The sequence below is a fragment of the Sodalis endosymbiont of Henestaris halophilus genome, assembly GCF_900161835.1.
GTDB lineage: Bacteria > Pseudomonadota > Gammaproteobacteria > Enterobacterales > Enterobacteriaceae.
The window spans coordinates 1366768-1393299 of the sequence record NZ_LT897836.1; the positions used below are offsets into that span (position 1 = coordinate 1366768).

Sequence of the window (26532 nt, forward strand, 5' to 3'; positions counted from 1 at the left end):
GTTTAGGAATCGAAGTAGTTAGAATGAAACTATATTTCGCTGCTGACGAGCAACAACCTAGCATTAACATCAGCAGAGTAAGAGAGTCTTATTTCCGCGGTATTTCTCTGCAGTGGTATGACTTTTGGTACGCTATGAGCATAAACACCTAGAAGCATAGCCTAATCACTTTAAAGAAATGTGCTATTTTATGGCTTACAGGGTGCGGGCAAAACGAATGCACTTTTATCGCCCCAGTGAATTTAAGTAATCTACAAGACGTGGTCATAGATTAAATACTAGCGCGCAGCATAAATCTGGGAACGATCAGTGCTATTAAAAACGTCAATATGTATATTCACGGCAGGCATGATTGCCTTAATCATGAAAGACCGTTTGCAGAGGAGTGATCTTTAAAATCTACTACAGCTGCAGCAACTCCTATAAAACTACTACCGAAATATACTTTCCATTAAACTAAGCAGCGCCGTTTTTAGCGGCTACACAGGTTTGACTGACAACGCGCCAGTTTTGATACATGTGCTTGTCGTTTTAACATTATCGCTATTAACGAATAGTTGAGTAACATGGCTAAAAATGCCTTTACACCCACCTTAATAACACTAATTCATTTTTAATTATCAGGTTATAAACGTGTTAAAAAGAATAAAAAACTGTTTTACCGAAAGTATCCAAACCCAGATTGCGGCAGCTGAAATACTGCCTGATGTCATTGTTCTTGCCGCAAACGTGCTGTCGCTAGCGCTGCTTAATGATAAAAAAATCTTATGTTGCGGCAATGGCACATCCGCTGCTAACGCTCAACACTTTGTCGCCTGCATGTTAAATCGTTTTGAAGCCGAGCGCCCAAGCTTGCCAGCCATGGCGTTAAATGCCGATCCTGTAGTCTTGACATCTATCTTCAATGAGCAACATCATGACCAAATTTACGCTAAACAAGTGAGCGCTCTCGGGCAAGGCGGCGATATTTTAATGGCAATTTCCACCCGTGGTAACAGTCGTAACATCGTGAAAGCCGTGAAGACGTCCGTTACCAGGAGTATGAAAATTATCGCCTTGACGGGACATGACGGAGGAGAAGTAGCTAGCTTACTAGGGAAACAAGACGTTGAAATCCGCATACCTTCCCAGTGCAGCGCGCGAATTAAAGAGATGCATATGCTCATAATGAACTGTTTATGTGATTTGATAGATAATAATCTTTTCCCCACCCAAATGATTAAGGATCCTAAATGAAGGTTCATAAATCATTAATACTACTGTGTGTAGCTATGATACTACAAGGATGTGTAGGCGCTGTAATAGTTGGTACTGCTGCGGTCGCCACTAAAACCGCAACTGATCCCCGTACTATAGGAACCCAAGTTGATGATTGTGCGCTTGAAGCCAGAGTTTCCAATGCTCTAGCTAAAGATCAGCAACTTAAGAAAGAAGCGCATATTGTCAATACTGTATACCAGGGAAAAATTCTGCTGACAGGACAGGCACCGACTCATGAGCTTGCTGAACGCGCCAAGCAGATTGCGATGCTTGTCAACGGTGCCACTGAGGTATATAATGAGATACGCCAGGGGCAGTTAGTGTCACTAAGACGTACGTCCATGGACATTTGGATCACCGCTAAAACCCGTTCACAACTACTGGCCAACGCCAAGGTTAAATCTTCCAATGTAAAAGTTACCACAGAGAATGGCGAAGTTTTCTTGCTGGGAATGGTGAATACTGCCGAAGGCAAAGCTGCAGCCGAAGTTGCCAGTAAAGTAAACGGCGTGAAACGAGTTATTACTGCCTTTACTTATTTGCAATAAATCGCGGTTTAAGCTTTCTTATATCACAAACCCTTAATTAAATCTGCCTTACTACTAGATAAGTAGGCTTCTTCCTATCCTACATCTAGTGTAGCATACATGCGTGGTCATTAACAGGTATAGTATGTACTAAGGGCATTAGCATTTAAACTCAGCGTGTTAAGTATAACAACCTTCGTCTACCAACGTGCCGCTTTTTCCGGTCTGTCAATCAGCTAATTTAGAAAAAATTGCTGCACTACTAATTCGATATCTAATAAACTTTCACTATATTATACAATATGTTATTGTACTATAAGAACACGCCGCTTGTGGGTCTGGATGCATGAATATCTAGTCATCTTAAGCCGTTACGCAATACGCTAATAGTTCTCTATACCACAAACTGCATATTCTTCGTCTTATGCTGTGCAATAGGGGTTATTGCATTAAAATATATTTATTTACTTGCATTATGCGATACACACATTTGTGACTAAGCAGTCTATGGATATAAGGTGGAAATGATATAGATCTTCCCCTAATAGGGAAGTGAATTTTCTGGTTGGCTATAGCTCTCACTACACACCTTATCAATGGCACGATCGCCTTAATTAGCACTTGGCAAAGCTGAGTGATATAATGAAACTTGCCTCTTAGTAAGAGATCTATTGATTATGCTACAATCACGGCGATGTGATTCACGATATCAAAAACTAAAATATTAACCAACATTATCGTCAGCAACCATAGCGCTTACTAAAGCCTGATAAACAACTAGAACAAAATATATCACAGCAAAGATTTACTACATCCCATAAACTTTTCATGGGATAAATTTAAACAACGAACCACCAGTTTATTGATATCTTTAATTGCCTCAGCAATAAAGGTCTGTTGCATATCAACCAACGGCGTAATCATACTGTTATATTTATATATAAATGTTATTCATATACTAGATGAATAACATTTGCGCTAGTATTTTTATATATATTAGTTACATAAAGATCTGTATCTAAGTTTAACATTAAACGGACTGTGAGTATTATAGGTAATAACCTAAGCGAGAAAGTTAAAGTGAATATGAAAGTTAAATAAAATATAAAAGTTATTCCTTTGAGGCAAAACCTTCATCAAACGAACAAGTTGTCAAAACAGCTGCTTCCACCAGAGCAAATTGCTTCTTTAATAATATCGGCTTTACCGATAAATTATCTATCACATGCAAACTTTAGTTTATCGAACGCAAATAAGTCTAACCGGTTTGAAGCGATCAATAATCAACAGCGTAAGCACCACTTCATAAATTTACTGTCTTTATTGACGATGTAATCACTCAACAACGAAATTGATCTGTATCACTGGCTACATTTTTTTTATTTTAGTAGGTAAGATTGTTACTTTAATTAATATAATTTGTCATATCTTAAATATTAATAAATGTTAAATATTAATCTATTATTTGCCATTGCCCTATTTTGCTTTGCTAAGCAATCTAGATAAAAAATACAGATATTATGTACACCACCCGACATAAATAATAAATAGTAGTAATTTTATATCTACTCAACCTAAATCATGTAACATTTATACATTATGGCAATATTTGTGCTTTACCTTTCTAGATCTACTTCTAGACTTGCTCCCACTGCTCCGACAGCTCAGAGCGCTAAAATATACTAAGCACATTAATACAAACGGTGTGCAAGTCTACAATAATTCTCTACACCCTTTATTTTATCTCTCTTTAAAGATGTATGACCGAGCGCTAGTAGCCATGTTGGAATACAGGATCGCCAGGTAGCCAGACATCATTTTTAAAATATCACTAGACTTTAATTAATTTATCATTCCTTACTTACTCCGTATGCTTTTTCAGCATAGTTATGCTAAATTAATTATCAATTTTTATTCGCCGCAACCTAGCATCTACCGGCGCATGACAGGAATCGCTATCGGTATGTTCTTAAAACGTCTGTATCAATTGAATAAGTATCGTAAATTTTAGAGGATTGATTTCATAGCACATCCTATATTTCGGCCGCACAGTGCTATTGTTTTTGTCCTACAAAAACCTTCTTAGTACGAAAGGACGCTAAAAAAGTTAAGTAACATATGCTTTTTACTAGGAAAAACTTTAGTGCCGCAAGTGACATTTCTTTTGCATACTAAGGTTACTTTCATACCTGCACAACTTCAACGGCGCAATAAAAATAGGATAAAGCAAGGCCCTTGGCCAGGATCGCTTTTAACGGTAATGTCGCCAAACATAGTTTGTATAAACTAGTCGTGTAACTATTGACAGTCTCCTGATACTGCTAACCAGCTTTTCACCATGTTGCCTTTTCACTTAAAATTATATAGAAATTTTTCTCTTGTTCTTTGGTGGGCAGTGTAGTTAGCTGATATTAACGTATTATTAGTCACAGAAAATTTATACTATATGTGGTTCAAGATCTCGAAGTGTCAAGTAAGATTCACTGCCTTTACGATTAGATTCCACAAGATTTGCCATAAGCAGTTAATATCGTCGTTGACAGTACAGCGCAATAGCTGATGCAGCTAACGATATTACTAACTTTAATTGCTTTAGCCGTATTAACAATACTAGAGAAGTTTTCTACATACATTAGCAACTTAATAAAATTAAGCGCAATGCTTATCTAGGAGAACTTTGTAACGCCTCAGCCTATTTATTGTGATAAGACCATTAAAAGTTAAAGGTATAGCTCAGATCTATACCCTTAATATAGATGTTTTTAAACGGTTGTGCTGTTTTTTAACAGTTGATAATAAACATATTATTCTTTATAAAATTTTTCCGGTCTTATAATTTAAGAAAATACAGAATAACCCTAAAATAGTAACATTAGGAGAAAACAGTCATTGCGAAAATATCTTTTTACTAAGGCACCCCACACTCTAAAATATACTGATAAATTGCAACACTTCACTATTATGCACCACAATGATATAGGGTCATTAACCACATGGTATCTACAATCTCCCCCCCCCTCAAAAGTAAAAATGATGTCGTTATCATGACGTTCTTGAACTAGAAAAAGTAAATCGGCGCAAATAAGTACTTTCGTCCTGGCCGAATAATCCCGATCTTGGATTCAAAACTGAGCACCTTTTTAAACTTTAATTGTATGCAAATATAGCCAGTTAAAAGACTATCAGGCCTAATTATGTTAAATATAGACTATATTATCTCCTTACTTGTAACTTGCATCGCAACGGTCTGTGCCTAATGCGCTACGATGTTACTACCGATAAACGCTGATTACCCACTGCTCCGCAATCGATATATGAGTTATTAGTCTTATTAAGTTGGTAAATAAGACTACAGCAACACACCGTAACACTTTGCGTATATAAACAACTAGTAGTTGCGTTTTTTTTACGCGATAGAAATTAATCACTATCTTATAGTTGCTTTTTAACAAGGAAAGATCATAATAGCGTAACAAGAGGAGACTTAATACTTTTTGATCTACCTTACAATCAGGTAGAATTTTACTCCCTAGATAATGATTTGCTAAGAAACCACTAAAAGTAGTTTAACTATAAATTATATATGACTTCGTTCTTTTAACAGAAGTTTGCTAAAGTAACTAAATACATCTACAAAATTGCTGTTAGCTAATTATATTTAATGTCGCTGGAAGCATCTATCATTCACAAAATGGACTTTTAAATTAATTAAACAAACAATTTTCCTGTCTGGTGTTTAAATTATTCATCTTACTGTATTACAACATTTACCCTCTTCTCTCTACTTTAGAGAAGAGAGCCCTACCGACCGCATTAACAATCTAACTATATATTTTAGATATTGACAGCACTTTTACAAAAGATACAGTTGAGCCTGATGCAAACAGGCGACAATATATAGTTTTACGTTAAATTATATGATATAATCTAGTGTTAGCAGAAAGCTCTTATCTCGCCGATATTTCCTGCTATTACCCATGTTAATAGCAACGAACATTTTTTACCATAAAGCATAGTGAAATACTGCTATGTTATGACAATAACACTATAGAAACTACAATATCTAGTGATAAACAACATTTGCAGTAATGTTGCTGTTCAGCATAACTGTTATATATTTATTCCTAGTTTTATAAAAAGTCAGGCGCCCTCTGGGTTAATAGTAAATAAATATACTAGCACAAAAGATTATCGCATAGTGATACATACTTATTTAAGTAACATTTATAAGGGTTCGTACAAATTCATGGTTAAATATAGAGTTTGATTAAAGATTAGTGCCATAAATAGAAAATTTTTGAATCGGACTGATTGTGCTGCATTGCTCAATCTAGCCAATATGTACTTCGACCAGAATGCAACTAGCTATATTTAACACAAATGCTGTAGCAATTTTCATATAGATCTACTCAATCTGCCAAAGTGAGATTAACTAAAACCTAAGTGTCTCGATCAAGACAGGCTATTGAAATAAAGACACGGCTCAGAATGTTATTCTGATAATTCTATCCTTAAAAGCACCTTGCAATAGGCGGTTGAGTAAAAGCAATAATCATTGTGTGCTCGTCAGCTGATTTGGTCAACCACGTCCGATGAACACGAGAAATTATATAATTACTGCAATTCAAGCAAAATATTTTACTGCAATATTCAAAATATTAAACCTTTAATGCATGCATATCTTTGAAGGAGAATTATTATTAATATTCAAGTAGATTATGACCTATTTACATCTTCACGCTCAACGTTATGGCAACGAGATAACTAATGCTTCAGCGTATGGTGACTTTTCGGTATGACATATTACCATAAAAACAACGTGATCAGGTGTGTAAATTAAATTCACAGAAATCTATAAGCGATTCTAAGAATATCGATCTAAAAGATTAGGAGAACCGTTATTTTTGCGTTGATCCCTTATTAGTATAAATAAAATATTTATTACATCTTTATATTCTTAAATTGTTTAAATATACAAACAATATTTTTATTAAAAAAACTGAATGCACACAAAATATGTAAGTGAGTATTTGTCATGCTAAGCAATAAATTCGGCACGGCTACAATCGATAATATTAAATGCTAAGTTAACGATATAACTCATTAAAATAATCTAAAAACCAAAAAGTAGCAAAATTATTAGAACTGTCAAATAAGTAAATATTCTGGTGCTGATTAGCAGAAATCTTAACTAAATGTAGATATATTCTGAAGTCGGATATAGATCTAGTAACAATCGCCTTTGTCTTTTGTTCTCACAAAGTTAGCTAGATAGCCTATTGTAGCATCGAATTTTAAAAGATAAGATAATGACGATCTGGTGATCACTATCTTTGCTAAAGGGCCTAAATGATACAAGGCCTCATAGATTATTTAATCGTATACATGCTTACATCCACGCACACACCAGAAACATAAGCAGTCCACGTCAACTCCAGGACGCTTTTTATTTTGCAAGCCAAAACCCGTACTTTCCGATACATAGCAAGCAAACTATCTACCGTACTATTCACAAAACTACATAACGCAACCACATTTATTAGTAGTTAGATTAAGGACGATCGTCTTAAGGCTGGTTTTTCAGTGCCGCACAAATAAGTAAACGATTTTATTTAATTAAATGTAATGGCGGTCTGCCTGCACCACACAACGTAGATGATAGATCGTTTTCAGGATCGCTGTCTTGCGCGTTATCCATCCGGGCACCGTGGATCACCGACATGACGGTTCTCGTAGTCAAGTCTGGGGCTTTAGCATTATTAGCATACTGCTGCGATAACTGCTCGTAGGCCACTTCAGGCTCAAATATTGTGCCAACGCCATTTTCACGGGCGTAAATAGCTAATATGGCTGCCATCGGCACTACTACCTGACACGGAACGCCGTTGAAACTAGCGTTGAACTGCACTTTATCATGATCCAATGTAAGATTAGCCACTGCTATTGGCGCTATATTCAGTAAAATTTGCCCATGACGGGAAAATTGTATCGGCACTATTACACCACTCACATTGACATCTACGACAAGATGCGGCGCCAATTTATTATCAAGCAACCATTCGTAAAATGCTCGCAACAAATAAGGACGCCGCGGCGAAAGCTGAGTTATTGACATTTTTTTTACCCCGGGGTTTGTAGGCGCATTACGTGCTCTGCTTCGGTCAATAAAGCTAAGAAAGCATCTAGTTCAAATACTACTCGTCATATACTTTTTTAATTTTTTGGCACCTTCTCCGGACAATTAAATGCCAAATAAGAAAAACACTAAAACAAAAGTGCGAGATAGCAATCCACAAAACTAATTTTTTTCGCTCATGAGCAATGGCACTTCATTAAAGACCGGCGCCGCTAGCAGTACGTCGCGCAGTTGCAGACGAGAGTGTTAGCATCCTCGCTGCCACTAACTGCTCAATGTTGAGCATAAGATTATAACAATCGTTTTGTCTACAGTGCTGCATCATCAAGCGGCGCTCACCGCGCACTGCTAGATAATACAGCATCAACGACGGATGAGGAAATCGTTTATCCAAATATTCCATGATAATAAGGTATTTATAAAATACCAGTTCACGATCGATCAATGTTGACGCAATGCAGTAGCGGTTAAAGTCAAGTAAGTTATGCAGCAGATTATTCATCTTAATCTATTTAATTTTAACACCAACTTTTTCAGTTAAACATGATGCGCATTTAATGGCTAAAAATATTTTTCGTGCCGAAAAACAGCGCCGTAACCGAACGTTTATTGGCAGCGTAGGCCATAAAAACCTTCAAATTTATTCAAAATACTGCGCATAACCCCCTAAGCTCAGGATTATTTTTCTGATTTGTTCGACGTTGATCCGTAACTACTTTGCCCGATACAACTAAAGCCTAAAACTTTGCAGTCGGTTAACGAACCACTAACTTAAGTAACAGATATATGAACGCCTATTATTTTATCATATTTTGTCTATTTCATGAGGTGTAATATAGCAAATTAATGTGAATAACTAACTGCAATTAGTACTCTAAACGAGTAAGTACGCAATTAACGTTTAGAAAACTGCGGACGACGGCGTGCTTTACGCAGACCGACTTTCTTACGTTCAACCCTACGAGCATCACGGGTAACAAAACCTGCTTTGCGTAGATCAGCGCGCAAAGTTTCGTCATATTTCATCAATGCACGGGTAATACCATGACGAATAGCGCCTGCCTGACCGGAAATACCACCGCCCTTAACGGTAATGTACAGATCTAGTTTATTAACCATGTCGACCAGCTCTAAAGGCTGACGAACAACCATTCTGGCAGTTTCCCGACCAAAGTATTGCTCTAAACTGCGTTGATTAATAACGATGTTTCCGCTGCCTTCTTTAAAGAAGACGCGAGCAGAAGAGTTTTTACGTCGACCCGTACCGTAATATTGAGTATCAGCCATTATTTATAATTCCTATTAAATATCAAGAAGTTGTGGTTGCTGCGCTATGTGATTGTGTCTTGCCCCAGCGTAAACTTTTAATTTACTACACATAGTACGGCCCAACGGGCCTTTTGGTAGCATGCCTCTCACTGCAATTTCAATAACACGTGCGGGGCGGCGGGCAATCATTTCTTCAAATGTCACTTTTTTGATACCACCAACATGACCAGTGTAGTGATAGTAGTTCTTGTCTTTACGCTTATTACCGGTAACAAGTACTTTTTCAGCGTTTAGAACAATGATATAATCACCGGTATCCATATGTGGCGTATATTCTGCTTTATGCTTGCCGCGCAGACGACAAGCCAATACGGTAGAAAGCCGACCAAGAGTCTTACCTTCGGCGTCAATAATATACCAGTTACGTTTGACTGTTTTTGGCTTTGCCATAAAAGTTTTCATTAAAAGCTTTTCCAATTTAAGTTGTTTTTTGATGAGCACGCAAAATCTCTAATATACAAGTAAATTACTAGACTAATCTCTATTGCCTTCCAGCCACAACTTCCAAATGGGAATTTGTGGGTATAATTAAAGTTTGCAAAAAAATCTGAATACTAGAACGTAATAACGCAACTTTATAAAGAAATAATCTACAAAGATAGACTATTTTGTGTTATCAAGACTAATACGACACCCTAAGATACTCCTGGCTTAGCATTGCTTGCAAAATGCGACAACAATGTTAGTACTATAAGCTTAATAATTAAGCCCTTATACAGCACAGATATTAAAATGCTAGCGTGGACCTCCAGTCCAACTAGGCACTCGTAAACATTATCTAACAACGCTAAAACCTGTCGGGAAAAAAATTTTCTCGTTTCTGCCACCTTCTACACATTGTACAAAAGTATGTTATAAATAACATAAAGCACGGAGAGAACTACTATTGTTTTACTGCGTGATCAGACGTACAACTATACTAAATCGAGCGTCACCATACTGCCGGTCACGCCCAAAATTGTTAGCTGTTAATAATTCATTGCCACTACTGAGTGCTTTCAATACAGCCCAAAGTCTTACCCCTAAAAACACTTGAACATCGGCGCTATCGCCAGTATTGTTTCGGCACATATAAGGGAACGTAAAAATTGACCTAAATTAGGGAGCATTAAGCCTAGTAATCGATGCAGATATCCACATTATTCATCACGTCAACATGATATTTGATAAGTTTTATGGTAAGCAGGAAAAGCGTGATAAAAATATATTTCGATAAATTTTGCCCGGCAAAATATTAAAAGTGGCTATACATGTAATTCCGTACAGAAACAACATTTGTATGAAATTAATAAACAACATCACTTCGACGAAGTTTATCATAAAATTCTTCGAAACAGAACAAATCAGTTTCAGCCTTGAAGCTATTTGCGATAATATTTAAAAAATCTTAGTAGCCTTATAAATAAAGCCTTCCTTATACTCATCATGTACCTGCAACGCATTAAGCACTGATAAAAATCAAGTCATAGACTATGCTTTTAGTCACTGTTTGTGTTATTTAAACAGACTGCGATAAAATTAATCTATTAGCTAGGTATTGCCTGTCATCCTCAGTAACCTTACTTACATCATACATCTATAAACTTTGTACTAGCTCATTTATGTCACCTATACGGACACCTAGCCAAGCTGCGGATACTAGTAATAGAATAAATAAGAAAAAAAAGTGGCATAAGTTCACGACGCGCTTAATTGTTTTAGATCCATTTTTAACGGAAATGGAATGCGGGTTATAAGTCATCTAGCTGCTATTTTCTTTTTGCCAACATTTTTGATCAAGCTGCGACAGCAGATTAGATTACATGTGCTAAACCCCTTTAATAAAGGGTGGTGGTAAAAATGCAGAATGCACATTATTAGATAGTAACGCAAACAAATACAATAACATAGCGCCAAGAGCAATAAAAATAATCACATTGCACGTTTCCATTGATGACACGTTACCTGTTATAATGAATATAGTGCATATTTAAACCCTACGATAAAACAAAATCAAAATAGGAGTTATTATGGCCTTGGCAGATGCGCTGATTGGATTGTTTGTGGGAATTATCATTGGTGCAGTTGCTATGCGGTTTGGTAACCGTAAACTGCGTGAGCAGCAAACTCTTCAGCAAGAGTTGAAAAAAAGCAAAGACGAACTAAAAGAGTTTAGCGAAAAGCTGATCAATCATTTTGCCCGCAGCGCGACATTGCTAGACAATATGGCATATGATTACCGTCAGCTTTACTATCATATGGCCAAAAGCTATAATAACCTTCTACCAGATCAGCGCAGAGAGGATAATCCGTTCAGTTCTCTTCTGACTGAAGCAGAAACAGATAACTATCAAACTTCAGTAGAAATACAGCCTCGAGATTACCCAAAAAACGCCAGTGGCTTACTAAGCACGACGCGAGGCGTGCGTAGCAAATAAGCTCCCATCATCCTCGTGGCACGCTAGCTTAAGCGTGTGACTAAGCTACATTTTCCGTGCCGTCAGGGTTATAATTGATATTAGGATACCGGCACCAGATACTTTAACCAGAGTATCTGATACGAAAGCGAGCGAGTTAACGTTACAATGAAAATAAAATTACTATTTAATGCATTGACACTCGGTCTAGGACTAAGTCTATTCCCTTTTTCAGCTCCTATTGCGGCTTTACCAACAGGAGTTGAAAAACAACCAATGCCCAGCTTGGCACCGATGCTAACCAAAGTCTTGCCAGCGGTGGTGAGCGTCTATGTTGAAGGTTCCCAGCCGGTCAGACGTCCAAGGCTACCGAAAGAATTCAAATACTTTTTCGGCCCAGACATCCCGGGCAGCAACGGTGGAATGCGATCATTTGAAGGTCTTGGTTCAGGAGTCATTATTAATGCTGCTAAGGGTTATGTAATCACTAACAATCATGTGGTTAATGGAGCGGATAAGATCAAAGTCCAGCTAAATGACGGTCGTGAATTTGAAGCTAAGCTAGTAGGGCACGACGAGCAGGTTGACATTGCACTACTAAAATTACCTGCCCCAAAAAACCTCAGCGAGGTAACGATAGCCGATTCTGATGCCCTGAAAGTCGGCGATTTTGCAGTCGCAGTTGGCAATCCGTTTGGTCTAGGCCAGACCGCGACGTGCGGTATTGTATCAGCCCTGAGTCGCTGCGGTCTAAATCTAGAGGGGCTTGAGAACTTTATTCAAACCGACGCCTCCATCAACCGCGGTAATTCTGGTGGTGCCCTGGTGAATCTCAATGGCGAACTTATAGGTATTAATACTGCCATTTTGGCACCTGGTGGCGGCAATATAGGCATCGGCTTCGCCATACCAAGCAATATCGTTAAAAACCTTAGTCAACAGCTGATAGAATATGGGGAAGTCAAACGCGGCCAATTAGGCATTAAAGGCACTGAGCTGACGGCCGATATTGCTAAAGCTTTTAATATTGAAGCCCAGCGCGGAGCATTCGTCAGCGAGGTCTTGCCGAATTCTGCCGCTGCCAAGGCTAATATCAAAGCTGGCGATATCATTATATCAATAGAAGGCAAACCGATTCATAGTTTTGCCGAACTGAGAGTCAAGGTTAGCACGACAGCGCCTGGTAAAACCATTAAACTGGGAATATTAAGCAACGGTAAACTAAAGATGACATCAGTAGTTCTAGATGACAGTGCGTCTACCATCAACAGCGAAGAAATTTTCACCCCAGCACTACAGGGGGCCTCTCTTCGCAATGGTCAGTTAAAAGATGGAACTACAGGTGTTCAAGTGGAGAATGTCGTCAAAGACTCCCTAGCTGCAGCGATTGGTTTGCAAAAAGGAGATGTGATCGTTGGCCTAAACCGCGAAAGAGTACAAAATCTGGCGCAACTGCGCAAACTATTGGAAGCCAAACCGGCGGTCATAGCCTTAAATATTGTGCGCGGCGATGCAAATATTTTCCTATTACTGCGCTAAATAACACAAAAAACGGACAGCTGTGCAGAGGTGTCCGTTCTACTCATATTTAATCTTATCCTACCACAATGTTCCTAATACGCCCCCTGGCGGGCTCATAATCCTAAAATTACTGAACGCTGTCATAAACAACAGTGCTCATAATTAATTAGAAATTTGCACATCGGGATCCGATGTGATTATAAATGAAAAAAGCTATCTGTTGACCAATAAACATGTCATAAATGATGCTGATAAAATCAGCTAATAAATACAGAAAAAATTAACGCGCCTAGCAATTCTAGTAATTTTGATAATTTTTACTGCTCCCTTATTATGGCTACAATCAACGCCTAATAACTTACTAATAATCCTCACCAACTGCAATAAACAAAAATCCTCATATTATTAATGTGGTAGTAGTGATCGTGAATACCTAAAATCTGTAAGAATCTTATTATCAAGGATATACAAAAGTTATTTTACCATAATATCCCGATCCGGTAAGAGTATCAGAATTTCTTGTAGACCTATGTTTCTATAAATAACGAACAACTACGGCTTCGCTCTGATTAATATGATTTACAAGTTAGTAAAAGTAATATTTTCATTATGTTAGATAAAATAAGGATAATACCTTAAAAGTTATCGATCTTAATAATTTCTACGACTTTGGCTGCCAAAGGTAATCAATAAATTAATACGCGGTGATAAATATCAGCATCGATAGCCATAAAGTAACGCCACGAACAACAGTGATGGCCTTATTCTCATTAAGTGTTTCATGATGAATGAAGTGTCGCTAACTTGCCACGACAGCGCAAGTTAATGTTTGAGTAGATGCTGTAATACTGAAAATAAACCATAAGATGGTTTATATGTATACGCGAAAGATAAATCAAGTAGCAGATATTTATTACGGACCGCTGATCCTAGTATAATCCTACGCCACAATAAAAAAATTGACGTTATATATTTGGTCATGTTAAATATCTATCCTTAAAATAAAGGACTCGTGCTAGAATTGTCAATGATGCGATAAGTCGCTTGCCGATAAAACAAAGACAGAGAGCGTGCAACCGCTAAGTATGCCAACGTTCGGTGCTTAATGAGGAGTGTGTCAATATATAACTACGCTTGCAAGCAACACGTCAAACTAAATATATATTAAGCCCCGACAAACAATGTGCCCAGAAGCATCGTTTATTCACTGATGATCCGTTCTATATTGGCACCCATAAGCCGCAACTTTTCTTCTATACGTTCATAACCGCGCTCAACATGATAAATACGGTCAACTACCGTCACACCTTCAGCGATACAGCCAGCAAGCACTAAACTAGCGGAAGCACGTAAATCTGTTGCCATGACCTGTGCGCCCGACAGAGTCTCGACGCCATAGCAGATAACTTTGTTACTTTTAATTTCCGCATGAGCACCCATTCGGATTAACTCAGGCACATGCATAAAACGGTTTTCAAAAATTGTTTCGGTAATCACACTCGTTCCCTCCGCCACTAAATTAAGCAAACTAAACTGTGCTTGCATATCAGTGGGAAATCCGGGATAGGGGGCAGTATGCACCATAACTGATTTTGGACGTTGGCCGTGCATATCCAAGCTAATCCAATCATCGCCAACTGTAATATCCGCGCCCGCTTTACGCAACTTGGCTAATACTGCATCCAGCGTATTTGGGCGGGTAGCATGACATACCACATGACCGCGGGAGATAGCCGCCGCTACCAGGAAAGTGCCAGTTTCTATGCGATCGTGCAGTACTCGATAAACACCCCCGCCGAGACGCGTAACTCCTTCAATAGTAATTTTTCCGGTACCTGCACCTCTAATGTTTGCGCCTAGTATAATAAGAAAGTTAGCGGTGTCGACAATTTCCGGTTCACAAGCAGCGTTTTCAATTACGGTGGTGCCCATAGCTAAAATCGCAGCACTCATAATCGTTACAGTAGCGCCGACGCTAACTTTGTCCATGACAATATGCGCCCCCCGTAGACGGCCGTGCACAGATGCTTTGACATAACCCTCTTCTAATTTGATGGTAGAGCCCAACTGTTCCAGACCGCGGATATGCAAATCTACGGGACGCGCGCCGATGGCGCAGCCGCCCGGCAATGACACCTGCCCCTGGCCAAAACGCGCCACCAGCGGCCCCAAAGCCCAAATTGACGCACGCATGGTTTTAACTAGTTCATAGGGTGCACAATAAAAGTTAATATTACTGGCATCCACATGCACCGAACCATTTTGTTTAACTTTGGCACCTAGGTAGGTTAACAATTTTATTGTTGTATCTATATCTTTCAACTTAGGAACGTTTTGGATCTCTACAGGTTCTTCCGCCAACAATGCGGCAAAGAGAATAGGCAACGCCGAATTTTTGGCCCCCGAAATGGTAACCTCTCCGCTTAACCGGGTAGGTCCCTGGACACGAAATTTATCCATTAAGACTGTGCTCTCTGTGTTTGACGGGAAGAATATTGCTATAGGGTAAAAGCCAACACTTAAAAAATATGTAGATTACGATCCTGTTGCCATTCTTCGGGGGTATAGGCCTTAATAGATAAGGAGTGAATGCGATTATCTGCAATATATTCCATCAGCGGCCCATAAATTGTCTGCTGTTTTTTTACCCGACTCATACCGACGAACTGCTCGCTAATGGCAATCACCTGAAAATGACTACCGTCACCACTTACTTGTGCCTTGTCTAGGGTTAAGGCTTTCATTAGCACAGCTTTGATTTCACTTGTTTCCATATCACACCTTATTTTAAGGTTAGTCAACAGTAGGCTGCTATCTTAGCCGAAACAGACGCTATCGAAAACAAGCAAAAAATTAATTGCGATACTTAATTATCTATCCTTCAAGGAGCTATGTACTAGATTAACAAATTAGTAGGCAAAGTTCTTTATGGATTATGCCGAAAGATTTTCCCTGTAGTCTGCTAGACTTTAATACCTTTTAAAGCTTAAATGATCATGACGATACATGGGGCTAGGGAGCTTACGTCATAAATTTTACTACAAAATAGTAAACTGAGCACTAAAATGGCAATCAATAAATATGCCGAGTTGATCACAAAGCAGAATCTTTTACAATTTGCATAAAGCGATCAAAGAGCTCTACTCGGCAAAATAGGCCGGTGGGAGTAAGCAAAAATACATCTCCTCGTTACCAGCTAATGCTGGTAACGAAAATTAAAAATTAGCAACCACACAAGTAAAATCTATGCGTATTTAGGCCGAATACATTCAGAAAACGAAGGCCGTCAAACAACAATATCTGCAGATATTTCTAAAGCGGTTAACAGCGTGATTGCGGCCAGACAAAATTCGCCATTGAAGGATTCACCTTTGTACTTCTGCACATTGTACACTCAAATCTTGGCTCATTACTATTAACATTAATTATCTGAAGTGATCGAATTACTATTGACGGCCTGCAATTGTTGCTTGAGTCCGTTGCTACCATTAGTGTGCAACATGAAAACTTACTAGTGCTTGGTATTAATCGTACCAGAATGTACTTTGTTTATTATATAGGTCTATTAGTTACTAGGGATGCTAGTACGCTACTCATAATCAAAACACACAAGCGAGTAATAGTTTCTTTGTCGATACTAGAGATGCGAATAGTCAAAATCAATGCTGCAACATGCGTTCTTCTGGCTATATTTTATTAATCTAATTGCTAGATAGTGCGTCTGCATTTGTGCGTAAGCCTAATTTAGATAAGTATAAAATACTTTAAAATAAGCATCATATACTGTGAGCTAGCGTAGCTTGGCTGAGATAATAGCACCCGCCCTAAACACTAATGCATCGAACCTAGTGCGCGTCATTAGACATAAAAATAAGAATTTTTATGCGCTATAGTAGCTTATAATTAAGATCCTGATGGATGTTTCTCTACTCATTTGTCTGTAAATTACAGATTTTATCTTTCATCAAATAATGAGGATGAATTTGATCGGCAATCTGTATCCGCAGCTATCGTAAACAAAGATTGAATTAATTAAATCCTTATCTCAGGATAAAAGCATAAATTTAAGGATCTTTGAAATCGATATTCGGTAATAGGTATTATTTCTTTAGCAGCTAATGAAGTGCGATTCACAAAGAATCGGTATATGGTTTTTAATAATGAATCTTTTCAATGTTGAAGTTGTCTTTCAACGTAATACGTTTGTAGTTAAAAGTAATATACGATACCTGAATGATGACGATTCTATCAACCATTGCCGATGAGTACACTGTTAGTAAACCGACTTTATTAAAAAAACGCTAATTATAGTTAATAATATACTGATTAGATATTTTATAAGTTAAAATATTACTAATTAAAGTAGATATATAAAACCTTCAGAAAGGTAAAACAATGGTAAAGAGAGTAGTAATCATAAACACACTGATTTAAATGATACTTTTATTCAATTTTAAAACTTTATTAGCGGTAATAGATCCTTCTAATACCTCTAATAAAGTTTTAACTACCAGGCAGTTTTTTTACCCTGTTCATATGAGACAAGTTTTAAATCATTCATTCTGACGGTGTTCCTAATTGAGACGTAATTATTGTATTAAATATAGCAACCCAGGTATTTGGGACATAGAAAACAATATTCTTAATTAGACATTAAGCCAAATAATACTATTATTACAAGTATAAGCGAACTTACAGTGCATGTCAGAAGAAGAATACGTTTATCGATATCTTTCCATTTTACGCTTACCATGGCGCATAAACAGATGCTAATCGCAACGAAAATATCCGCTTGCAACGGCGTTTTAGCACAAGGCATGTTTTCTACAATATTAGTTAGTTTAACTCAGCATAACGCTGGCAAAAACCAAACCGTAATATACGTCAATATTCTTATGTCCGAAAATAATAATATATTTTAGCATTATAACTGAAATTAACAACAAACGCACAATAACTTAAATTATGATAACTTCGGTAGAAACATGAAAAATCACTGATATTATCAGCTATAATATAGAAATTTTTCTATACTCGAGGAATCCTGGTTTTTATGCAAGATAATCTTGTTACCTTCCACTGCACCATACTATAGAGCGGTTAAGAGTAATTGGTAACACACTCAAAACTTCAGGTACATCGTGAGATACGACTATGCAGGTTAGTTACACGAAAAATTTAATTCATCAGTCCTGAGATAATCTTTACTTAAACTACCATGGTCATTAGATCTCCCGACTCAAAAATAGCTAATCAAAAATAATAAGTTTATGAATCATCTAAATAGCGCGCTATCGCTATTTTGCCTAAAAAAATCAAAGGCATCATAGCTGCTAGCCCCTACTCTTAAACCCACAAACTCAAACTTTATCAATACAAGCATTGATAAAAGGTATGTTACAGAAAAAGAAAAGCCCAGTTTAAAAAACTAGTAATTTCTGTTAACAAAGTAACAAACTAAAAATTCTAAGTTTCGTATTCTCATAGAGAAGGAAAGCACATGATAGTGGTAATATTGTCGGTATTTACTCAACATTTACCTATACGAGTCAGCAACTGTCCGCCAATAAAATGCAACAAATTTTGTTTTGTTAATACCTGACGATACCATGATTACGGTGATTGTGCCGCGTGTAACCTGTATTTCACTATTATTAAATCCTTTAAAAAAAGAGTTAGATTTGCTAGCAAAAAATTTGCTTAAGCATTAATAATGCTTAAGCTACAATATGTTAATAAACATTCTCATTTTTATTGGTCTATAGCGACAACAGATTGATCCATAGTACAGAGATGTTAAGTCAATCACTAGAAGTCTTGTTTAGACTGAGCGGTTGCACTATTTCTGCTTATGGCATCTGGTTACTATCATTATCGATGTCAGTTCCTGCAGCTAGGAATAATTGAATAATTAGATCGACATGTCGGTAAACTAGATTCAAAAATCTAACTTTATCAAAATTATGTTGATCGTATACGGCGTAACGTTTATTAGTCTATACAACTTCCACTCAAATATTGTGCGACGCACGATGCCTATACTGCTGTATGCTGCCGTTATTATTAGTCCTGCTGATAGTGTATCATGGTTTTTGAGTAGACTTGATATCGTCTTTAATGCTAGTCACGGTTAAAGTTATTTACTAATTATCGTAACCATCTCTCTAATTGCTAGGCATAAGTGCAGTAACAAACTAAGTTGTTAACAACTGACAAAGTCACAGTATAGTACTAATTATAATATGAATTTTGCTGTATTTATTGTTAGTATGGACAATCATTATGTCTAATTTAAATCCTGATGTCTTTCTTCCGATTATTAAAACACGCTGGCGGCAAGCATGTTACTCGTTGCCCTTTACTTGCATGAACCACGCCAGATAAATTACCTGCTGAGATCTTTTCGGTTTTGTAGGTTTATTTCCTACTTTGCGGTGCTGTTGATTTAGATTACAGTACCACGAACAATCAGGGTACGTTTTATGTCACAGAATAAATTAGTGCCGTCCTTTGATTTTATCGCTGCTGGTAAGCAAGTTCTTGCTATTGAAATGAAGGGTATCGCACAGCTAAATAAATACATTAATAGCAATTTTCGACGTGCCTGCGAAATGCTATTTCTTTGCACCGGCAAAGTGGTAGTTATGGGTATGGGAAAATCCGGCCATATAGGCCGCAAGCTGGCTGCTACCTTCGCCAGCACCGGCACCCCAGCGTTTTTTGTTCATCCAGGAGAGGCTAGTCATGGCGACCTTGGCATGGTGTCGTCAAAAGATATCGTCATCGCGCTATCTAATTCCGGCGAATCCCACGAGATATTAGCGCTGATTCCAGTACTCAAGCGCCAACGCATTCCACTTATTTGTATTACCGGCAAACCTGATAGCACCATGAGTAAAGCAGCAGAAATTTATCTTTGTGTACATGTTCCGGAAGAAGCTTGCCCACTTGGATTAGTACCAACTGCTAGCACAACCGCCGCCCTAGTGATGAGCGACGCGCTGGCAGTCGCCTTGCTGAGGGCGCGTGGATTCACCGCTGAAGATTTTGCCTTATCTCATCCCGGCGGGATATTAGGACGCAAACTGCTACTGCGCGTAAGCGATATCATGCACAGCGGCGATGATATTCCACTTACCGCTAGCACGGCTTCACTACGTGAAGCAATCTTTGAAATAACCCGTAAAAATATGGGCATGACTGTAATTTGCGATACGCAAAACATCATCTCTGGTATTTTTACCGATGGTGATTTGAGACGGGTCTTTGATATGGATATCAATTTTAACAAAGTGCGCATAGCCGATGTCATGACTCCTGGAGGTGTCCGCATCGAACCTGACACGTTAGCTATGGAGGCGCTTAATCTAATGCAAGTACGAAACATTACTTCTCTAATGGTGGCTCAAGGAGACCATCTGATAGGCGTGGTACATATGCATGATATGCTCCGAGCTGGAGTAATATAAACAATAACATAATGCAAGGCGGGTACACCGTGAAAAGCGTGCGCTTTAGCACTAATTATAGTGCGTTACGTGCTAAAACGCGTCCGAAATATTTGTTTATTGATTTTCAATATGAATGATGAAATGTCCGACGATCTAGTTTTACTTAAATGAGAAATTATAGTTAATACATAAATGCGTTCAACAACCACGGCAGATACATTATCGCCTACCCTTACCTAAGGGTCAGGTAGGTAATTATTATTTGTATTAGTTACATTGCAAGGTTACTTCAAAAACCGGTGAAATAATTAGCATTACGCATCTTTACCAGTGATAGTCAAATAAAAACTGTCCGGTTTTAAAACGTTTTGAGTTAACTAAAATTAGCAGATAAACAAGTTGACAACCCTACTAAGGGACTACTTGGCCTTGATAATTAGATTAATATCACAAAAATTCGATCTTTAGCATTCCAATATCAAATCCACACCCACTATGACGGCTTAGTAAAGCCTAATTATGTTGGCAGAACAAGACGCCAGAGAGAAATAATTATGAGCAAGACGATGCGTTGGAATACAACTATATTGGTATTAGGATTATTAGCACTCGTACTTATAGGATGGAATGTAATGGAAATTGACTCGTCACCCGCCCAAGCGCCGATCAATACGATAGAACCAACTTATCAGAGCGAATATACTACTATGGTAGTATATAATAAAGTAGGAGGAATCCAATATAAGCTAATAGCCGATCAAATGAATTATTTCTCCGAGTCACAGATTACCTGGTTAACTCAACCGATCGCCACCACGTTTGATGAAAAAACAGTACCGATCTGGATCTTAAAGGCCGATAAGGCCAAACTAACTCAAGACAAAAAGCTTTACTTGTATGGTCATGTTCAGATGGATATCCTGAACGATAGCTCACATCCTACACGCATTACAACAAATAACACAATTATTAATCTGGTTATGTAGGACGACTCCTTAGATAATGAAATTACTTTATATATAATCCTAGCTTTAACTTCATTTACATAAAATGTGCAAAAATCTTAGCACAAGACCTCCTAGTTAATTGACAAGGTTAAGACGCTTGATGACAAACACTTAGAATGAAAAATATACGTCTTAGCCTGCTTCTTGCAGGCAAATTAATGCTAACGAACGCATGGGCGCTCACTAACGATAACCAACAGCCGATTCATATCAACTCTGCGCAACAGGCAGTGGATATGGCAACCAACACCGCGACCTTAATCGGTAATGTGATAATCAAGCGTGGCTCCATAGATATTAGAGCTGATAAGGTCGTAATTACTATCCCAGACGGGAAGAAAGGTAACGAAGTGGTAGAAGGATACGGTAGCCCAGTATCTTTTTATCAATTACAAGACAACGGCAAGCCGATACGCGGCCATTCACAAAAGATAAGATATGAAACTGCTAACAATCTGGTAGTCTTGACAGGAAATGCCTATCTAGAACAATTAGAAATCAATGTCAAGAGCGATCGCATTACCTATATGGTCAACAAACAACATATAGAGGCGATCAGTAACAAAGGAAAACAGGTCACTACCGTGCTGATGCCGTTACAATTGCAGAATAAAACGGCGCTACAGCACAAGTAAAATCGGCTAACTAAATCAAGATTATATTTATGTCAATATTACTTGCAGAAAATTTGGCTAAGGCATATAAAGGTCATCGAGTCGTAGAAGACGTTAGTATTAGGATAATTTCTGGCGAAATTGTAGGATTATTAGGACCTAACGGGGCGGGAAAAACAACTACATTTTATATGGTTGTGGGTATTATCCCCCACGACGCCGGTCGTATTGTAATCGACGAAGAAGATATCAGTTTTCTGCCTTTGCATATTCGAGCACGCCGTGGTATCGGATATTTACCGCAGGAAGCCTCGATATTTCGCCGGCTGAGCGTGTTTGACAATCTGATGGCAGTGTTACAAATTCACAAAAATCTTACAAGCAAACAGCGCAACAACCGCGCTGAAAATCTAATGGAAGAGTTTCAAATTAATCATCTGCGAAACAATCTCGGCCAGTCACTATCGGGTGGTGAGCGACGCCGAGTGGAGATTGCACGAGCTCTAGCCGTAAATCCTAAATTCATACTTCTTGACGAGCCTTTTGCCGGCGTGGATCCTATTTCAATCATCGATATCAAAAAAATTATTAAATATTTGCGTGATAGCGGTCTTGGCGTACTTATTACCGACCACAACGTGCGTGAAACATTCGATGTGTGCGAACGGGCCTATATTGTTAGTCAGGGTAAACTTATTGCTCACGGCTCACCCGCAGAAATCCTGCTCGATGAGCAAGTCAAACAAGTTTATCTAGGCCAAGAGTTCCGCCTCTAATAAGAGGAAAGTTATAGCTGTGATTCGTAAAGATAATTAACGCATTAAATGACATATATTATATAAAACAAAGTTTGCTAAAAATAATGTGTGCAACTTAAACTAAGTCAGCAGTTAGCTGTGCTCCCTGCAATTGCAACAAGCAGTCCATTTATTGTTATTGTACATACTGACATTCTAACAAAATTTTGATAGCATTACGAAGTCACTACTTATTTGAGCAAGACTATTTTATTACGTGGTAGAGCAAAAATCTTACAAGCATTAAATCTATGAATCCTCTTGAGGATATTCAAGAAACAAAACATGCCGTAAAGCTGTTGCCGTTCATCAGTTGCGGCTAAATGTATAATGCGAGTAAATTGTCTAACGTCAATATTGATTACTGTAACTAAAACTTTCTTCCTACAAAAAATGCAAACACAAAATCCCAAAATTTTACCTGATTCAGGTATAGAGCTAACATACTTTATCTAAAACTTTATAAAAGTTATGGTGAATTTCATAGTTGACGTCATCACCTTTCTTGTTATTTTCAATATTACGAATGATATTCTCGACAACATAAACGCAAATATGACTTTAAATAAAAAACATAACAACAGTACTAGAACGCATGCAGTATTTTAAATTGATAAATAGGGAGGGCACAATGCATGGATATGCTAGACAACATGTTGATTCAACTATTGCAATTTTTAGTAGATTTACGCTATTTCAATGAGGTTTAGCTCATTTTAGAATGATTATCTTAATAATACTAGGAGACTATAATTTACGCACCATTCTACACGTTTAACTAAGTTGGAAAAAATATTGAGACCCGCTATAGGTTTATATGATATAACCTACAGATCTGTATTCAAGACGCAGTCCATCAAGACCAAAAAATCGCACATGTTGGATATTAATAACTCAGTTGTATTCAATAGAATAAGTATCTTAGTCCTACACATTAATCATAAGTACGCGGACCTCGACAGCACTTGCCTGCAATAATTCTGCTGGTCAGTTTATCCTCAGATATTTGTAAATATATGCGTCAACTGATTAAAGAATGCAAAATTGTCATAAAATATTGCTTAAGTTACGAGTTCTGCTACCTCTCAACAGAGAACTGTTTAAACTAAATAAAATTTATGCGAGTTTACCATCTTGTACATTCTTACCTAGAAACATTTATACAGCTTACGTAGAATATTTGCATTAATATATTTTCTCCAACCAAATTAATACCTAAACGGGGTAGTGCAGCATCCTCTACAGCTATTCTCGCGCCGGTAAAAATTAATTACCTCTTAGCAAGAGAGTAACGAACTGACGGGTTTTCCGAACAGTAAATCACGACAGCGCAGTTTATTAGTATACTGTAGCAACGTGCAGACAATATTGATTTATTCCATAGTAGAACTACTAAAATAATTAGTTTGACCTATACAGAGAAGGAAGACACTATGCAACTAAAAACTATCAGGCAATATCTAATCATAATCGATGCTTTAGGGAATTTGTTAGAACAAGCTTCTCTAAGATCGAACAGTTTTTTTAAGCGCATGCATAAGGTTCATATTGTTCTGAGGGTGTAGAAATTAAAAAACTTACTGAAGCAGTAGTGCATCTCAACAGTGGTAAACTCTGCACGCAACTGCTAAATCAGATAATATATACGTTGACATCAAACTATTGATGAACAACATTCACACATTAGTTGAACATGCAAAAATAGAAACTGAATAATATTAATTTAATTGTAGCCGACAATGCTACTTAAACCCCACACCCGCTCGTTATTACTATACGGTAACGGGCCGAGGAGTCTTAAAGGTTAACCAACGCCTAAGTGACCCGAAATGACTAACGATACAGAAATGCAAATTTATTCAGTGTTGAACATTGAATGCACCCGCAGCGACGTACACTGCCAAAGCAAGAAAAGAGCGTTGGAGATCATCAGCGAACTAGCGGCAAAGCCACTCAACCTGTCGCCACATGTAGTCTTTGACGCCATGTTGACGCGCGAACTTATTGGCAGTACGGGTATCGGTAATGGCATCGCTATTCCTCACGGTACGTTATCAGAAAATACCCTGCGCGCAGTCGGGGTATTTATTCGACTTGAACAACCTATTGCCTTTGACGCTATAGATAATCAGCCTGTGGATTTATTGTTCTCTCTGCTGGTGCCAGCGGAGCAGTGCAAGGTTCATTTGCATACACTATCGCTGGTCGCCAAACGACTAGCAGATAAAACCGTATGCAACCGGTTACGTGCCGCGCAAAGCGATGAAGAGCTGTACCAGCTTATAGCCGAAACTACAGACGGCGACTGACCTTGCGTTGACGTTTCGAACGCATTATGAAATTGGCGAAGTATGGACACATTACTAGGGAATTAAAGACGTGAGGTAGAGAGGTTCACTATCATGGTGCTTATGATAGTCAGCGGTAGATCCGGTTCAGGCAAATCCGTTGCGTTAAGGGCGTTGGAAGACATGGGTTTTTATTGCGTCGATAATTTACCTGTGGTACTGCTACCACAACTTGCCAATACGCTGGCTACGAGTAATATCTCTGCCGCGGTAAGTATAGATGTACGCAATATGCCGGCATCACCAGAAGTTTTTGAACAGGCTATTGATAAACTACCCCAGGATTTTTTTCCTCAATTACTGTTTCTAGACGCCGATCGCAATACCCTTATCCGTCGCTATAGCGATACCCGCCGGCTGCACCCGCTTTCTTACCGTCACTTGTCACTAGAAAGCGCCATCGATGAAGAAGATTTGCTGCTTGAACCTCTGCTGTCGCGCGCTGATATAGTAATTGATACCTCCGAAATGTCAGTGCATTCGCTGGTCGAAATGCTATGCATCCGTCTATTGGGTAAGCGCGAAAGAGAATTAACAATGGTGTTTGAATCTTTCGGCTACAAGTACGGAATTCCCATCTACGCCGATTATGTGTTTGACGTGCGTTTCCTTCCCAATCCACACTGGGATCCTACACTGAGGCAGATGACTGGCCTGGATCGCCCAGTAGCGGCATTTTGGGATCGTCATACTGAAGTGCATAAATTTATCTATCACACCTGCAATTATTTAGAGCTATGGCTACCAATGCTCGAAACCAACAATCGAAGTTATCTAACGGTGGCGATAGGATGTACAGGCGGTAAACATAGATCAGTCTATATTGCCGAACAACTGGCAGACTATTTTCGTTCCCGCGGAAAGAACGTTAAATCCTGCCATCGAAATCTAGAAAAGCGTAAATCATGATAGCCAAACAACGTGGTAAAAACTAAAAACCGTTTAAGTATGTACGCTTATTAGTAATAAATCTATTTAAATTGCTATAGATTTATATCAAAGTACTGCTTTGCAATAATAATTGCATCTAGAAAAAGGTAACAACAGCAGATGGTTTACTAATACTAAAACTTTACTAAAACGCGGATGTTTGAGGTGAAAACCATATGTCTTGAAGAGGTACAGGCAATAACAACACTTATAAGA

Annotated in this window: 16 protein-coding genes and 2 pseudogenes; 11 read left to right on the forward strand and 7 right to left on the reverse strand. The window is 38.2% G+C overall.

Going from position 1 to position 26532, the window contains the following annotated elements:
• Window positions 1-633: 633 nt before the first annotated feature.
• Together HBA_RS02895 and dolP are read left to right on the forward strand one after the other, a co-directional pair.
• Window positions 634-1236: an SIS domain-containing protein gene (locus HBA_RS02895; RefSeq protein WP_097032509.1), complete on the forward strand. Its 603-nt coding sequence runs from the start codon at window positions 634-636 to the stop codon at window positions 1234-1236.
• The gene (gene dolP / locus HBA_RS02900) at window positions 1233-1808 is read left to right on the forward strand and encodes a division/outer membrane stress-associated lipid-binding lipoprotein (protein ID WP_097032510.1); all 576 of its coding nucleotides are present in this window, start codon (window positions 1233-1235) and stop codon (window positions 1806-1808) included. Before HBA_RS02895 ends, dolP begins: the two co-directional genes overlap by 4 nt.
• 5587 nt (window positions 1809-7395) lie before the next feature.
• Here the strand turns inward: dolP and sspB are convergent.
• The 5 genes and pseudogenes from sspB to HBA_RS02925 all read right to left on the reverse strand — a co-directional run bounded on the left by sspB (window position 7396) and on the right by HBA_RS02925 (window position 10323).
• The gene (gene sspB / locus HBA_RS02905; RefSeq protein WP_097032511.1) at window positions 7396-7902 is read right to left on the reverse strand and encodes a ClpXP protease specificity-enhancing factor; all 507 of its coding nucleotides are present in this window, start codon (window positions 7900-7902) and stop codon (window positions 7396-7398) included.
• A gap of 5 nt (window positions 7903-7907) precedes the next feature.
• A pseudogene (gene sspA, locus HBA_RS02910) lies at window positions 7908-8513 on the reverse strand (stringent starvation protein A).
• 304 nt (window positions 8514-8817) lie between these two features.
• Entirely contained in the window at window positions 8818-9210 is a 393-nt protein-coding gene (gene rpsI / locus HBA_RS02915) for a 30S ribosomal protein S9 (protein WP_097032512.1), read from the reverse strand.
• 15 nt (window positions 9211-9225) lie between these two features.
• Entirely contained in the window at window positions 9226-9654 is a 429-nt protein-coding gene (gene rplM / locus HBA_RS02920; RefSeq protein ID WP_097032513.1) for a 50S ribosomal protein L13, read from the reverse strand.
• Window positions 9655-10143: 489 nt separating this feature from the next.
• Window positions 10144-10323, reverse strand: a complete 180-nt coding sequence (locus tag HBA_RS02925) for a hypothetical protein (protein ID WP_097032514.1) — start codon at window positions 10321-10323, stop codon at window positions 10144-10146.
• 938 nt (window positions 10324-11261) lie between these two features.
• Here HBA_RS02925 and zapG point away from each other — a divergent pair.
• The 3 genes and pseudogenes from zapG to HBA_RS03625 form a co-directional block, all read left to right on the forward strand.
• The gene (zapG, locus tag HBA_RS02930; RefSeq protein WP_097032515.1) at window positions 11262-11669 is read left to right on the forward strand and encodes a Z-ring associated protein ZapG; all 408 of its coding nucleotides are present in this window, start codon (window positions 11262-11264) and stop codon (window positions 11667-11669) included.
• Between the two features lie 147 nt (window positions 11670-11816).
• The gene (locus HBA_RS02935; protein WP_097032516.1) at window positions 11817-13187 is read left to right on the forward strand and encodes a Do family serine endopeptidase; all 1371 of its coding nucleotides are present in this window, start codon (window positions 11817-11819) and stop codon (window positions 13185-13187) included.
• A 124-nt stretch (window positions 13188-13311) separates the two neighbouring features.
• Window positions 13312-13428, forward strand: a pseudogene (locus tag HBA_RS03625) (outer membrane-stress sensor serine endopeptidase DegS); the annotation flags it as partial.
• A gap of 941 nt (window positions 13429-14369) precedes the next feature.
• Here the strand turns inward: HBA_RS03625 and murA are convergent.
• A complete protein-coding gene (murA, locus tag HBA_RS02940) occupies window positions 14370-15629 on the reverse strand; it encodes a UDP-N-acetylglucosamine 1-carboxyvinyltransferase (RefSeq protein ID WP_097032517.1) in 1260 nt (419 codons plus the stop codon).
• 59 nt (window positions 15630-15688) lie between these two features.
• The gene (gene ibaG, locus HBA_RS02945; RefSeq protein ID WP_097032518.1) at window positions 15689-15943 is read right to left on the reverse strand and encodes a BolA family iron metabolism protein IbaG; all 255 of its coding nucleotides are present in this window, start codon (window positions 15941-15943) and stop codon (window positions 15689-15691) included.
• A gap of 3708 nt (window positions 15944-19651) precedes the next feature.
• Between ibaG and kdsD the strand changes: the two genes are divergently transcribed.
• The 6 genes from kdsD (at window position 19652) to rapZ (ending at window position 26295) form a co-directional block, all read left to right on the forward strand.
• Window positions 19652-20638 (forward strand): arabinose-5-phosphate isomerase KdsD, encoded by a 987-nt coding sequence (gene kdsD, locus HBA_RS02950; RefSeq protein WP_097032519.1) that lies wholly within the window; start codon window positions 19652-19654, stop codon window positions 20636-20638.
• Window positions 20639-21174: 536 nt separating this feature from the next.
• Window positions 21175-21606: an LPS export ABC transporter periplasmic protein LptC gene (lptC, locus tag HBA_RS02955; protein WP_457920923.1), complete on the forward strand. Its 432-nt coding sequence runs from the start codon at window positions 21175-21177 to the stop codon at window positions 21604-21606.
• A 137-nt stretch (window positions 21607-21743) separates the two neighbouring features.
• Complete coding sequence (gene lptA, locus HBA_RS02960; RefSeq protein WP_097032520.1) at window positions 21744-22262, forward strand: lipopolysaccharide ABC transporter substrate-binding protein LptA; 519 nt, start codon at window positions 21744-21746, stop codon at window positions 22260-22262.
• Window positions 22263-22291: 29 nt separating this feature from the next.
• Window positions 22292-23017 carry an LPS export ABC transporter ATP-binding protein gene (lptB, locus tag HBA_RS02965; protein WP_097032521.1) on the forward strand — a complete coding sequence of 242 codons (726 nt, stop codon included), beginning with the start codon at window positions 22292-22294 and terminating at the stop codon, window positions 23015-23017.
• A 1850-nt stretch (window positions 23018-24867) separates the two neighbouring features.
• Entirely contained in the window at window positions 24868-25347 is a 480-nt protein-coding gene (ptsN, locus tag HBA_RS02970; RefSeq protein ID WP_097032522.1) for a PTS IIA-like nitrogen regulatory protein PtsN, read from the forward strand.
• Window positions 25348-25440: 93 nt separating this feature from the next.
• Window positions 25441-26295: an RNase adapter RapZ gene (rapZ, locus tag HBA_RS02975; RefSeq protein WP_097032523.1), complete on the forward strand. Its 855-nt coding sequence runs from the start codon at window positions 25441-25443 to the stop codon at window positions 26293-26295.
• The last annotated feature ends 237 nt before the right edge of the window (window positions 26296-26532 follow it).